This is a genomic window from Aquiflexum lacus (assembly GCF_015476655.1).
In the GTDB taxonomy this organism is placed as follows: domain Bacteria; phylum Bacteroidota; class Bacteroidia; order Cytophagales; family Cyclobacteriaceae; genus Aquiflexum; species Aquiflexum lacus.
On sequence record NZ_JABFHF010000001.1, the window covers coordinates 280,608 to 294,701 of the forward strand.

The 14,094-nt window shown below is 35.4% G+C and carries 13 protein-coding genes; 3 read left to right on the forward strand and 10 right to left on the reverse strand.

Annotated elements, in window-relative coordinates:
- Window positions 1-44: 44 nt before the first annotated feature.
- Window positions 45-1,415, reverse strand: a complete 1,371-nt coding sequence (locus tag HMJ38_RS01235; RefSeq protein WP_194972551.1) for a serine hydrolase domain-containing protein — start codon at window positions 1,413-1,415, stop codon at window positions 45-47.
- Window positions 1,416-1,546: 131 nt separating this feature from the next.
- Window positions 1,547-3,964, reverse strand: a complete 2,418-nt coding sequence (locus tag HMJ38_RS01240; protein ID WP_194972552.1) for an ABC transporter permease — start codon at window positions 3,962-3,964, stop codon at window positions 1,547-1,549.
- Between the two features lie 459 nt (window positions 3,965-4,423).
- On the opposite strand from HMJ38_RS01240, the gene HMJ38_RS01245 reads away from it, so the two are divergent.
- Both HMJ38_RS01245 and HMJ38_RS01250 read left to right on the forward strand, forming a co-directional pair.
- Entirely contained in the window at window positions 4,424-4,903 is a 480-nt protein-coding gene (locus HMJ38_RS01245; protein ID WP_194972553.1) for a response regulator, read from the forward strand.
- 222 nt (window positions 4,904-5,125) lie between these two features.
- The gene (locus HMJ38_RS01250) at window positions 5,126-5,740 is read left to right on the forward strand and encodes an acetolactate decarboxylase (RefSeq protein ID WP_194972554.1); all 615 of its coding nucleotides are present in this window, start codon (window positions 5,126-5,128) and stop codon (window positions 5,738-5,740) included.
- Between the two features lie 480 nt (window positions 5,741-6,220).
- Here HMJ38_RS01250 and HMJ38_RS01255 read toward each other — a convergent pair whose 3' ends face one another.
- Window positions 6,221-7,039, reverse strand: coding sequence for a helix-turn-helix domain-containing protein (locus HMJ38_RS01255; protein WP_194972555.1), 819 nt, complete (start codon window positions 7,037-7,039; stop codon window positions 6,221-6,223).
- Window positions 7,040-7,278: 239 nt separating this feature from the next.
- Between HMJ38_RS01255 and HMJ38_RS01260 the strand changes: the two genes are divergently transcribed.
- Complete coding sequence (locus tag HMJ38_RS01260) at window positions 7,279-7,869, forward strand: isochorismatase family protein (RefSeq protein ID WP_194972556.1); 591 nt, start codon at window positions 7,279-7,281, stop codon at window positions 7,867-7,869.
- A gap of 43 nt (window positions 7,870-7,912) precedes the next feature.
- Here the strand turns inward: HMJ38_RS01260 and HMJ38_RS01265 are convergent, their stop codons facing one another.
- From HMJ38_RS01265 to HMJ38_RS01295, 7 genes are all read right to left on the reverse strand, one after another.
- Window positions 7,913-8,224, reverse strand: coding sequence for a GNAT family N-acetyltransferase (locus HMJ38_RS01265; RefSeq protein ID WP_194972557.1), 312 nt, complete (start codon window positions 8,222-8,224; stop codon window positions 7,913-7,915).
- 107 nt (window positions 8,225-8,331) lie between these two features.
- The gene (locus HMJ38_RS01270) at window positions 8,332-9,078 is read right to left on the reverse strand and encodes a pirin family protein (RefSeq protein WP_194972558.1); all 747 of its coding nucleotides are present in this window, start codon (window positions 9,076-9,078) and stop codon (window positions 8,332-8,334) included.
- Window positions 9,075-9,557: a Dps family protein gene (locus tag HMJ38_RS01275; RefSeq protein WP_194972559.1), complete on the reverse strand. Its 483-nt coding sequence runs from the start codon at window positions 9,555-9,557 to the stop codon at window positions 9,075-9,077. The genes HMJ38_RS01270 and HMJ38_RS01275 overlap by 4 nt, the downstream gene beginning before the upstream one ends.
- A 4-nt stretch (window positions 9,558-9,561) precedes the next feature.
- Window positions 9,562-10,941 carry an alginate export family protein gene (locus HMJ38_RS01280; protein ID WP_194972560.1) on the reverse strand — a complete coding sequence of 460 codons (1,380 nt, stop codon included), beginning with the start codon at window positions 10,939-10,941 and terminating at the stop codon, window positions 9,562-9,564.
- 13 nt (window positions 10,942-10,954) lie between these two features.
- Window positions 10,955-11,398 carry a DMT family transporter gene (locus HMJ38_RS01285; RefSeq protein ID WP_194972561.1) on the reverse strand — a complete coding sequence of 148 codons (444 nt, stop codon included), beginning with the start codon at window positions 11,396-11,398 and terminating at the stop codon, window positions 10,955-10,957.
- A 1-nt stretch (window position 11,399) separates the two neighbouring features.
- Window positions 11,400-13,229 carry an amidohydrolase gene (locus tag HMJ38_RS01290; RefSeq protein WP_194972562.1) on the reverse strand — a complete coding sequence of 610 codons (1,830 nt, stop codon included), beginning with the start codon at window positions 13,227-13,229 and terminating at the stop codon, window positions 11,400-11,402.
- Entirely contained in the window at window positions 13,226-13,930 is a 705-nt protein-coding gene (locus tag HMJ38_RS01295; RefSeq protein ID WP_194972563.1) for a hydrolase, read from the reverse strand. Before HMJ38_RS01295 ends, HMJ38_RS01290 begins: the two co-directional genes overlap by 4 nt.
- Window positions 13,931-14,094 lie beyond the last annotated feature (164 nt).

Here is a 14,094-nt window from a genome sequence, read left to right on the forward strand (position 1 = left end):
AGGACACTACCCAATGCCAATCAGCAAGGGTTATAAATTGAGTATTATTCCTCTTTGTTAAATATTATACTCACCTTGGGATCATTTACCTGCATTTTATTCTCGATAAACGTATAAGTATACCCATCTTCCGCTAACCACATATTTTGTCCTATAAATTGTATCTGAAACTTATTTCCTCGGCTTTCAATAAATAGCTTCCCGTTTTCTTCAAAAACACTCATTTGTATTTTAATGCCCATAACCAACCCTATGTAACTGCCCGATAATTCTTCAATATTACCATCATAGGATTTAGCAACATTCTTATTTTGGATAAAGTAATCAGCAATAGTATTTGAAACATTCATTGGCTTTATTTTTCCCAGTGTGTTTATCAAAGTTACAATTATCAAATCGCTTTCGGGAAAATACCTCATATCAGATAAATATCCTTCGATCACTCCATTATGAGAAAACACTTCATTTCCATTGTATTGATTTATTTCAATACCGAGACCATATTTGGTGAAACCTCCATTTTGTAATTTATTGGCAGTTATCATAGTGTTATAGCTATTCTTTTCTAAAAGCTCATTTGATTTATGAAAAGCGATTTGCCAGTTTAGTAAGTCTTCAACTGTTGAACATATCGAGCCAGCACCTGTAGCCATTTGAAAATCTAATACTTCCGCTGCATTGAGGTTTCCTTCTCTGCTCAAATTATACCCATTAACAATTAAGTTTCCAGTTAATGAATAGCAGTTAGCAGTGCTTGTCATCGAAACAGGTTGAAAAATATTATCATTTAAAAATTGTTGATACGATAATCCGCTTACCTTTTCAATTATTATTGCCAAAAGGTAATACCCCGAGTTATTATAGTCCATTGCCTCGCCAGGCTTAAAATCAAACTCTTTTTCTTCTAATAGTTGGAGTAAGTTTTCCGATGAATATCCAATCTTTTGTAATTTGCTTGGTATATCTGATTCAGTATAGTCTTTAATTCCAGAAGTATGATTTAGCAGTTCTCTAACGGTAATTACATTGCCTTTTGTGTCAAAATCAATGAACTTTTCAATATTATCATCCAAATTGATTTGTCCTTTTTCTACTAGTTGCATTATTGCAATAGCAGTAAATGTTTTTGAAACTGATGCAATGGGAAAAACGGCATTTTTTTCTAACGAATTTTTTTTATTTAAATCAGAGAAACCGTAGGACTTAATAAGTTTAACCTCTCCTTTATGAGCCACCCCTACCACTGTTCCTGCAATTAAAGAATCTGAAATAAATGGTTTTACAATAGAATCAATTTGATATTCAATTGCACTTTGATTAACACTTTGATAATTAGATTTTTCATCATTACAAGAAAATATTACTAAACCAATTAATAAAAAGGAAAATAAAATAATTCGGTTTGATATACTCATTAATGTTGTTTTAATGTAATTAACTTGAAATATTAGGCCTTCTTTTGCTGTCAGTCTATTTTGCTTTTCTCCGCTCGTCGCTAAACTCTCGCTTCTAGCATATACCCGACCTTCTATCCTTCCTCCCTTCTTTACTCGCTCTTCAAACTCCTCACCGGATTCAGCATCGCTGCCCTAAACGCCTGTGAACTGATGGTGGCCAAAGCCACGATGACGGCAACCATTCCTGCCAATAGGTAAACCCACCAAGCAATTTCCACTTTATAAGCAAATCCTTCCAGCCATTTATTCATCGCATACCAAGTGATCGGGGTTGCAAGCACAATTGCCACCAATACAAGTTTGATGAAATCTTTGGACAGCAAAGTGACTATACTTGAAACCTCTGCACCAAGTACTTTTCTGATTCCTATTTCCTTGGTTCTGATTTCTGCCGTATAGGTAGCCAAACCGAACAATCCCAAACTGGCAATCAGTATCGCCAATACAGAAAATGCGGTAAAAATCTTCCTGAATTTGAAATCAGCTTGGTATTGTTTGTTAAAATCCTCATCCAAGAAACTGTATAAAAACGGTCTGTGAGGAGCGATACTCTTCCAAACCTCCTCCACTTCAGCTATGGTTTTCTGCAAATTGTCAGACTTTACTTTGAGTGAAAGGAACCTACTGGCATAGGCTACAAATGGCAGCGTCAATGGCTCGATGGTGCGGTGAAGGGAAATGAAATTGAAATCCTTCACCACTCCAATAACTTCTCCTGACCTTCCCCATTGGTCAAATTTCTTCCCAACAATATCAGCAGGATTGGCATAGCCATATTGACGGGCAGCAGCTTCGTTGACGACCAAGGCCGAAGTGGAATCAGAAGGGAAATCCCTTGAATAGGATCTTCCGGCCACCAACTCCATATCAAAATGATCTATAAAATCTATCCCAACCTGGAATATCGCCTGTCCGTCCATTTTCATTTCACCATCTGGATTTTCTATTTCAGTTCCGGCATTGGGGAAATAACCACCCGGAACACTCCTAGAGAAAGCTGCAGAAATAATTGCAGGATTTGTTTCCAGTTCGCTTTTGAGAGCACTTGACCTGCTGTTGACTATTTCATCATAATTATAATCAAGCACCAACATTTGTTCTTTATCAAAGCCCATGTCTTTGTCCAACAGGTGGTTCATTTGATTATACACTATGATGGTTCCTGCAATGAGGATAATGGACAAGCTGAACTGAAAAACCACAAGTCCTTTTCTTAGGCTGACCCCACTGCTATTAGCTACAGAAATCCCTTTTAGGATCTGAACAGGCCTAAATCCGGACAAGACAAAGGCGGGATACGATCCAGCTAAAATCCCAACTGCAAATAAAATCCCGACCAAAGCAGGAACAGTTTGCCAACTGATAAACCGGGCCAACTCCAGTTCCTTTCCGGTAATACCATTGATAAGTGGCATTGAAGAAGAAACTAAAATGATTGAAGCCAGCATTGCAAGAAACACGATGATGATGGATTCCCCGAGAAACTGGAATACCAGATGTTTTCTTCCAGCTCCTACAGACTTCCGGATTCCGACTTCCTTGGCACGCTCCATGGACCTGGCTGTGGACAGGTTCATAAAGTTGATCATGGCGATGACCAAAATGAAAATTCCAATCACCGAAAAAACATAAATATTGGACAAACTTCCTGTTTCGCCGGGTTGTCTATCAGCATCTGTTCTAAGGTAAAAATCCTTCAATGGCTCGACACGGATGGTATAGAGTGGATCATCTTGCCTTGCAGCTAGAAAATCAGGTATCTTTTGCTCAAAAGCTTCAAGGTCAAAATTCTCGTTGACCAAGAAATAAGTATAGAAATCTGCATAACCCCACCAATCAAATACTTCAGGCCTATATTGCCTAAATGTACTTAAGGATAACAGCATGTTGAATTTGAAATGGGAATTGGTAGGAACATCTTCAATAACCGCTGTTACGGTATAATCCCCGGCGTTTGACCTTCCTGGGGAGTCACTTCCTTTCATAGTTTTGCCGATCGGATCTTCGTTTCCAAAATACCTTTTGGCAGTACTTTCCGTCATCACCATACTGTATGGTGCGGTCAAGGCATTTTTGGAATCGCCTTTAACCACCTTCCAACTAAAAACATCAAAAGCTGTCGAATCCATAAAAAATACGCCCTCTTCCTGATAAGAATTTTCCCCATCAGTCAGCAGAATATCAGAACTACCGGAGAATTGGACCACTTTGTCTACTTCAGGAAAATAGCTTTTGAGAGCAGGTCCCACCGGTGCATTATTCCAAACCCAAAAAGGATTTGCTCCCGCATTTTCAGGTTGGTCTTTGGACGGAAGACTCCCATGTGTCACACGGTATATTCTATCTCCTTTTTCATGGTAAGTATCATAAGAAAGTTCATCCTGGACAAACATAAAAATCATGAAACAACAGGCCATTCCCAGTCCCAATCCAAATATATTGATAAAGGAATATGCTTTCTTTTTCAAAAGATTTCTAAAAGCGATTTTCAGGTAGTTTTTAATCATTTTTTTTATGGTTTTCTAAATCAGGAAAAAACTATTTGGATTCAAGTTTTTAATCTTTTTTCCAAAGGATAATTCCACTTTCATGCCAGTTCTAAACCCTCATTTGGCCCAAAAAAGTAACATTGCATGATAAAAACTTAATTATTACGGACAAAAACGTTCGGTAACGGACTATTTGGTTCTGTTTAATTAAAACTGATGAAATTTTCTAAAAGGATTACCTTTTATTTTCATATATATTCTGGTCATTTATCAATAAATAAATTTAAGGTTGTTAATTTATTTGGGAGAGAGTAGGAGGCTGATAAAAGGCTCAACAGGTTTTTACAATGATGTAATAAGGTTTTACGATAAATTTTTTAAATGAACGAATTAGGTAATGGAATTTCGTGAAAACAGAAAAAAAAGTAATTATTATTGATTAATGTCAAGATAAATTAATATTTTCGGATGACCAGAATGAGAAAGACCAATATAAATTCTATTGATCACTCTTTAACTAATTTCCCATTCATGGTTAATTCCTCAAACTCCCTAAAAATTATCTTGATTGATGATGATATAATACTGAATCTGATACATAGAAAGATTCTAAATTTTATTGGATTTAAAGGTGAAGTATTAGATTTTAATAATGGACTTCAGGCCCTCAATTACATCAACCAAGAATTTCAGACTACATCAACATTAAATTTAACTCCAACTTTAATAATTTTGGACTTAGAGATGCCTGTTTTAAATGGGTGGGAATTTCTGAAAAGTTTTGGAGCCTTGGATTCTTGCGTGAAAAAGCAATTCAAAATCATCGTATCCAGCAGTTCAACCAATGTCGAGGATATTAACAATGCTTTGCAATTTGAAATAGTAGATGAATATATTTCCAAACCATTGACAATCGAAATCATTCAAAGAATAGTTGGTGGTTGTAAGGATTGGTGAAATTTGTAGTGGGTTACTTGATTGACAGTGAAGTACTTCTAAGTCGCCGCCTATTGTGAGGTACCTTCAGACGTTATGCCTCATTGTTGAAAGACAAATAAAAAAAACAAAATGATAAAATTGAATTTTAAAACAATACTTCTCTGTTTGACAATTTTGACTTTAACAAATTGCACGACCAAGGCCAAACATTCTACAAACGAAGTAAAAATTGTTGGAGAGATGAAAAAAGTAATGTTGAATGGACAACTTTATGGAAACATAAACCTTGATACCATTGCAAACAAGACAAATTTATACGGACTTGGACCAGTCGAATACCTAGCAGGAGAAATTTTAATTATTGACGGTAAATCTTATAAATCAACCGTTACTTCTGACTCAACAATGAAAGTTGAGGAAACTTATGACATTAAAGCCCCATTTTTTGGTTATGCAAACATCTCGAAGTGGACAGAGCAGGCCTTACCCGATAGCATTCAAACAATTAAACAACTAGAAATATATCTCGACGATGTGACTAAGAACCTATCTCGACCATATATGTTTAAAATGGACGGAATAGTTGAACATGCGACAATCCATATCGTGAATTTGCCAAAAGGTTCAAATGTCAGTTCGCCGGAGGAAGCCCATAAAGGACAAGTGAATTATCAAGTAAACAATGAACAATCGGAATTAATCGGATTCTTCTCAACAGAGCATAAAGCAATTTTTACCCACCATGACACTTATCTGCATATGCACTTAATGACAACTGACCAACAAAAAATGGGGCATTTGGACGAAGTGTTGTTTAAAAAAGGAACGATGAAGCTTTTTTTGCCGGCAGAATGAAATAAAAACTATGGTTTATTAGAGGAGACCTCCGTGAGCCACAGGCTTTAATGCTAAAAGAGAAAAGGAGGCAATAAAGAGAAAAGCGACTTATGTAAACTCAGACGTTAATAAAACGACAAGACCGTTTTTTGGATAAAAAGGTTTAAAATCAATCACACCAAAGACAAACATTCGCTCTGATAAATTAGAAGATTTTATCTATGTCCATAATAAAAAAGAAAGGTTTCCACCTGGAATGCTAAAAGTAAAGTAGTATTGAAGTAAAATGAATAGCCTTATTGTATAAGATTCAATTTATGATGAAAAAAAACTGAGAGAAGATGTCAGGGTGACAAACTCAAGAGAAAAACTATCCAAAACAATCTATCTGAACAAATTCAAAAATTTTGAAAATAAACTTGGAGAGTATCATTTTAGCTGGCATCATGTTCGACCTCCTATAAACCCGATGAAAATAAATATGATATTTTGCTTATTTTAGATTGATTCGATGTGTTTAAGGAAGTTCGTCCGTAATTTTTGGGGACTAAGTCCAGTATATTTTTTTACAAACTTATTGAGCTCCGCAGGTGAATTAAAACTTAAAAAATAAGAGATTTCAGAAATAGTCATAGAAGTTTCAATCAACATTTGTTTGATCCTTCTAAGTAGGAATTTAAGAATTTCTGACTTTGCACTATGGCCTGTTTTTTTCTTTACAATCAGTGATAATTGCTGATTAGAAATAAATAAGTTGTCTGCGTAAAATTGAATTTTCCTTTCTTTAATATGATGAATAGTCAATAGTCTTTTAAAGGATAAATAAATATGGTCATCCCGACTAATAATTCTGTTTTCTGATTTCGATGAATTAGAAAAAAGAATCAATTCCTTGATAAAAATCCTGAAGTAATACATAAATAATATATTATTTTCCTTTGGACTTTGTAGGTCACTTAAGACCGAAATTATTGATATGATTCTTTTCATATCCTGTTCTTTAATAATCATTTCATCTATCCTATTATCCATAAATAAATGCTCTAATTCTGCGATAAAAGAAATTGGATAGGTTTCGGTATTTAGATTTTCGAGAGAAAAAGAAATAGATAATTCAAGAATTTCAGACAGGCCAATTTTAAATTCTTTATTTTTTCTTAAAACTTTAAAACAAATAGGCTCATCAAGATTAAAATGGTCAACCAAATTGATCAAAATTTGAGAAGAATTTTTTTTCTCTTTATTCAAAAGCTTAATAGTCTTAGTAAAAGATTGGTCCTGGATGAAGACTGTTGCTGAATTTGTTGATTTATTCATAAAATATTTTCATTAATTATAAAAGTAAATACCAAAAATCCTGCTGATATTGATTTTGCTTAAATTTTACAACAAACATGGTTTCACAGTTCCAAACACGAAAATCAAGAATTTTCAAAAGTGATAACTCCTTATTTTTCGTGGATATTTTCTTTGTTTTGATAGCATTTTAATAGATTTTGACATTTTTTATGATTCTAAGATTTTAGAATTTTGTTTTCAATAATTATAAAATAAAAATGAGCAGATACGATACGGAAAATACTGTTTTCTTATTGATAGATCATCAAGTAGGTACTATCAAACTGGCTAGAAATATCTCACATGAGCAATTGATCAAAAATGCAAGAGCTTTGGCAAGGACTGCTATAGAGTGTGGTATTCCACTGATTTTGACTACTAGTAATGAAAATAATTTTCAAGGCCCATTAATAAATGATTTTTTGGATATAGCCCCAAAAGAATATGAGACAAGGGTGAAAAGAACCGGGATGGTAAATGCATGGGAATATGCTGAATTCAAAAATGCGGTCTTAGCAACAGGAAAAAAAAATATTGTTTTAGCGGGACTTACAAATGATGTTTGTACAGTATTTCCAGCTATTAGTGCAGTAGAAGAAGGGTATCAAGTTCAGGTTGTTGTAGATGCTGGTGGATCTCCTACTCAGTTGGCAGACGAAACTGCATTGCGCCGAATGGAAAAACATGGAGTAATTTTAACTTCTACTAATCAATTAATGGCAGAAATTGCAAATGATTGGTCTACAGATAAAGGAAGGATAATATTAAATATAATGTACCAAGAGATTCTAGTCAATTTAATAAATTAAATCTGGTTAATGGGTTGATATTTCATAGTGCAAAAAGGTGGTGTCATGTTGATTCCGCTTTTTTTATTAATTGGTTTTTTCCTATTTTTTGACTTAGAATATCTTTTGCAAAAGGACAAATTGGAAATATTTTTAAACCCTCTTTTTGAGCAATATTTTCCAGTTTTGAAATTATTAAATTTCCGTAGCCTTCGTTTCTAAAATCAGGATTTACAAAAGTGTGGTCAATACATAAAAGCTTGTCATCCAAAATTCGATAATTTACCTCAGCTATCTGAATTTCATCATCAATTAATTGAGTGATTCCTCTTTTTGGGTTGTTAATCAGCTTTATAGTGGTATTTTTTTTCAACATTTTGAAGGATTTTTAATTTCAAATAATTGTATCTCCAAAGGTTTATCTAACAGTCCTTGAATCCCAAAATAAAATTTCCGGAAATACCATTGATTAAAATGAATTTCTCAAGAGACTCCACTATACATCCCTTCTCTTGTGTAAGGTGCATTTTGATCTAACTCGAACAGGACTAAATCGGAGACACTACCTGAATAAAGAGTAATTGATTCGTCCGAAAATATTAGACCATCACCTTTTTTTAATTTGATTCCCTCATTTTCTACTTGGCCGTCAAAAACAAAGAGTAAATAAAATTTATCTTTTTTGAAATGAATAGAAATAGAATCACCTTGAAGTCTGCAATCATAAACCAAAACGGCACTTTGAATAATTAATGCCGGTTTTGGAATATGATCTATTGGTCCTGCTACAACTCTCCATTTATTGATAGAATAGGCATTTCCAAGAGTTGAAAATTGAACTCTAGGTTCTAATCCAGGCCGTTCTGGTCGGATAAAAATCTGTAATAATTTTACATCTTTACCTGAATTGGGGATTGATTCTTGATGGTAAATCCCTTTACCAGCATTCATGAGCATTAAATTTGTTTCTGAAACCTGTTCGGTACCTCCTTCTGTATCCTCGTGAACCATGGTCCCCTCCCTAATATAGGTGAGAATTTCATCATCTCTGTGAGGGTGCATTCCAACAAAAACACCAGGTAACAAGTGCGCCATGTCAAACCTTCCCAATTGGAAAAGACCGTTAGGATCCGCAGGATTATTTATTGACAATCCCGGTAAGTAAATATCAATATTGAAAAGCCCCCTTCTGATTTTCTGCGAATTTTCAGCTTTAAGTTGTTTTTTCATAATTTCCCATTAAGATGTGATCTGAGCAACCAGGCATTTTTTTCATGTTTAACCAATAATCCGGTTACAAAATCCCCGGAACCAATGTCATTATATTTTTCAGTAAAGGTTTTCACTAAAGATCTGCATTGCATAATGATCTGTTCATGATCTTCAAGGAGTAATTCTACAAATCCTCGGACCGAGTTATCCTTTCTAGTCACTTCTGAAAGATGAGTCAGTTTCAGAAACATACTTAAAGTAGCAGGAGCAAAATGACCTAATGCTCTTATTCGTTCGGCTACTTCATCCAGGTTATCTTCAAGAAGTGAAAATTGTTTTTCAAAAAAAGTATGAAAATATGAGAAATTGCTCCCTTCAAGATTCCAATGTGCGTTTCTGGTTTTTGTAAAAAGGATAAATTCATCTGCGAGAAGTTTACTCAATTCAAGTGCTACAGAAGCTCTGTCTTCGTCCTTAATTCCAAGATTTGGTTTCATAATTTTAATATTTAAATTGTATAGTTAAGGCTGTAAAATTCAAATTCTTTCCTGGGGAAACTTCCTTTAAGAAATCTCCACTTTGAAAATATGTATGCTCTAAAGTTATAGTGAAGTGTGGTTGAAAATAATAATTTACAAACATGCCCAATTGGCTTCCGATATACCTTTCTTGAGCATTTACACCAGAAAAAATCGGCCTTACGTTAGGCCCGTAAATCCCGTCATTGGTGGAATGCCTCCAGAAAATGTCATAGTCTACATTTAGCCTAAAATTCTTCCATGGAAAAAATTGAATTGAAGGATGTATGTCAATAAGATTTGATGGTCCGATTAATGCCGCTAACCCAAAATATGCACCCATTGGGTATAAGGGATTAAATGTTCCCAAAACATCATCGTCAAGATTTTTATTACCACTAATTATTTCGGTTTTTAAACCAAAAATCAGTCGTTTATCATGAATACTTGATCGGTAATTTATATTTGTAGAAATTGTATAAGCTGAAATACTTCCCTCGTTAAATCTACCCCATTGATATATGAATTCTAAATCTCCACTAAATCTGTTTAACTCTCCAAATATTCTTGTGCCTACCGAATTTCTTTTTTCTGGCCCCCTCTCAGGATCAAATACAGCCAAATCATTTTCTACTCTTAAAAAATATAAATCAGCTCCCTTTTTTGAAGGATTTAAATGCCTGACTAAATAGAATCCATAGACACGGCTTTCAAAATTGAACCTTCCATCAAAAATCCCAGGGGTCTCTAATACGGGGTGATAATACAATAAATCAATATCCAGGAAATCAGAGCGAATGCCTGCTCTAATCCCATCAAAGCTTAGTCTGTTGTTTGGACCTTCTCTTGTTGCTATCAATCTTTGGGCACCCAGACTTGCTTCTTGCCTGCCTACTCTTACAAATGTTGGAATTCCTAAAATCTGAGTGTCCCATTCGGCGAAAAATTGATGCAAACCCAAAATGTTTTGATCAATGGATCTTATAGGATGAATTCTACTTTGAATGGTATTGTTTTTTATCTGACCAAAGAATCTTAGATTTTTCCCGTTGCTGATATTGAAATGTACAAGATTTCTGAAAAGAATAAATCCATCTGGATCATCTTCTAAAACACCCCATAATTCATTTGTGAAAAACTGATATTGAAATCTAAATTCCCCACCAACACTCATCCAGCCTTTACTTTTTTCTCCAAAATTGATGTATTTCAATTGCTCATAAGATGAGATAGGTTTAGATTCCTGAAACTTCTTAAAATCATCTTCAAACCTCAAGCTTTTGAAAACTGGATTAACTTGTCCAAACGCCTCCAGGGAGGAAAGGAAAAATGTAAAAAATAGAGCTGTTTTGGGTATAACCATTTTGTCCTGGTTTTTAAAATTTCCTTATTACTAAAACCCCTATAATAATCAGAACAACACCCCCCAACCTCTGCAATGAAAAGGTATGAGGTTGAAGAACAAGAATCTTGTAATGGTCCAGTAAGAGAGAAAGGAACAATTGTCCAGCGACCACCAATCCAAAAGTCAATGCAGCGCCCAATCTAGGAAAAGCCAATATGATTATTGTTACATAAATAGCTCCTAAAATTCCAGCCCCCCATGCCTCAATAGGAATGTTTTTGATTTCACTTGCTTGGAAATGGAGCCTACTGATCAAAACATACGTGAAGAGACCGATACTTCCTACCAAAAATGAAATCAAGGATGCATGAACTGGACTTTCAATTATCCGACCAACTTTAGCGTTCAATCCAGCTTGAACAGGTAGCATACCACCAGCTAAAAGGACTAAAATTATCCATATTATCTTTTGCATCTTAATTTCTGTTTTGATATCCGCCAAATGCATTGATGGGAGACCATTGTGGCATTGCAGCAGGTAACTCTTGCCAGTAGTGAATGAAATCTTGTTGAGCAAATACTATCTCTCCGTTAACAACTGTAACCAAAGCTTCAATTTCGAGGATTTTTTCAGCCTCAATCTGAAAGTAATCTTCAGATAGAATCACAAAATCGGCTATCATGCCTTTAGATATCGTACCTCTATCAGACAACCTCAATAAAGAGGCAGACCCTTTTGTATAAAGCTCCAGTGCTTTTTTTCTACTGAGAATGTTCTCCTGAAATAGTTGTTGATTTCCCCCAACTGTTTTTCCGGTACTTAACCAATACAATCCTACCCAAGGATTAAAACTACTTACCCTGGTACCATCAGAGCCCATTCCCAATGGAATTTCTAATTCTATTATTCTTGAAAGGGGAGGAGAGCCTCCGGCTAATTCTTTCCCATATCTTTTTATAAAACTTTCTCCCTGGTAGGCCATTCTGTGTTGTATGGCAATTCCTCCTCCCAGCGCTTTAATCCTTTGAAGACTATTTTCAGATACCGTTTCAGCGTGATCGATAAACCATAATAGACCGTCCAAAGGGATTTCACCATTTATTTCTTCAATGACATTTAAGAACCTATGAATACTTTCACCGTATGTTGCATGAAGTCTGAAGGGCCACCTGTTTGATATCAATAATTCTAAAACCTTTTTAAGCTGTGTTTCCATGGCAGGGGCTAATTCTGGTCTAGGTTGATCGAAATTCTCAAAATCAGCTGCACTTGCTACTAAGTTTTCTCCACCACCTTGCACATGATATTCAAGAAATCTTTTTCCAAAATGATTAGGGGTTGAGACATCTTCAATATCACATGAGGGGCCTATTTCCACCGATTGTATCCATTTTTGGTAATCATCAAATTCGCTTCCCGCATTTTGGGCAAAAAGATAATAGGGCATCCTTACAGTGAGTTCTTGTTTTTCATATAGTAAATCGGTAATGCCATAGTCCTCCGGGAAATTCTGAAAGCCACCACCCGCATCCACCACTGAGGTTATTCCCAACCTATTTAATTCCCACATATAATGTTTGGTAGAATTGATTTGCTCTTCTTGGCTTAATTCCGGCAGTTTCGCTAGTGTAGAATATAGGAGAAAAGCACTAGGTTCTGCAATCAAAAGTCCAGTTGGGTTTCCATCCAAATCTTTTTCAATTAATCCTCCTCTTGGGCTGGGAGTTGAAGAGTTTATATTTAAGGCTTTTAATCCAGCCTGATTTAGATATGCATGACCGTATAGATACAGCACAAACGTCGGTATATCCCCCGTTGCCTTATTGATTTCCTCAAGAGTTGGAAACCTTTGCTCTTCAAACTGGTACGGGGACCATCCACCTACAACCCTTACCCATTGTCCTGGAGGAGTTCTTTCAGCTTGGATTTTTAACATTTCCAATGCTCTCTCCAAAGTTCTCACACCATCCCACCTTAACTCAGTATTGTAAAATCTTCCACCTCGAATCACATGGTTATGCGAATCAAATAGGCCTGGAATGACAGTTTTTCCTTTTGCATCAATAATGATAGTTCCTGTGCCTTTACTTTTAAGGATATCTTTATTTTCCCCAACGGAAATAATCTTACCGTTTTTGACTGAGACCGATTCTGCTTGAGGTCTTTCATTATCAAGAGTAATGATCTTTGCATTGTGAAGTATAAGGTCAGGATAATCATGGCCAGAATTATTAACTCTGGCCTGTGAAAAACTTGTATGATGAATAAAGGAGAAGGTTAAGAATAACAATATATAAACCCTCATTTTTTCCCTTCTTGAGCATTGAACATTTCCTTTGCATACTTGATACCCAAGCCATAGCCGCCACCATGCTCTTTGGCAATTTCATTGACTACATCATACGTTTCCTGTCTGGCCCAATCCCGTTGAAGTTCCAATAAATATTGAATGCTTGTCATAGGTTGCGCTCCTGCCTGAATCATCCTGGCCACAGCCATGTCATGTGCTTCCTTGCTCACCCCGCCAGAGGCATCAGTGATAAAATAAACATCATATCCCTCACCAAGAGCACTTAAGACAGGACCTACAATACATACCTCAGTCCAAAGTCCTGCAAAAACCAACTTCTTTTTCCCTTTCCCTATAATTGCCTTATATGCAGCCGGATCTTCCCAAGTATTCATAGTTGTTCTGTCAATAACAGGCTCAGAAGGAAATACGTCTGTGATTTCTGAAAAAATGGGGCCACTAAATGACTTAGCGGCTACTGATGTAATCACCACCGATGACTTGAAGGCCTTAGCTGCCTTAGAAATCATGGCGGCATTGTTCCTAATCAGTTCTACACTATGTGACTGGGTTGCAAAAGCCATTTGAGGCTGATGGTCAATTAAAATCAACGTATGGTTATTTGGACTTAAAAGTTTGTCTCCGGGTTTTTGGGCATAAATTATATTCATGCTGATAAAAACCACAATGATTGTTAAAGTGATTCTTGCTTTCATTTTCATTTTGTTTTTGTTTTTGAACCAAAAACAAAATGGGATCCATGAAAAAAATAATTTATAAAATACTAATAATCAGTTGCTTAAAATTCTTTTAAATTATTTGATCAAAATTAATTTGAATTTCTCGGACTCAAAAATGGGGAATAACACGATAATCTCGT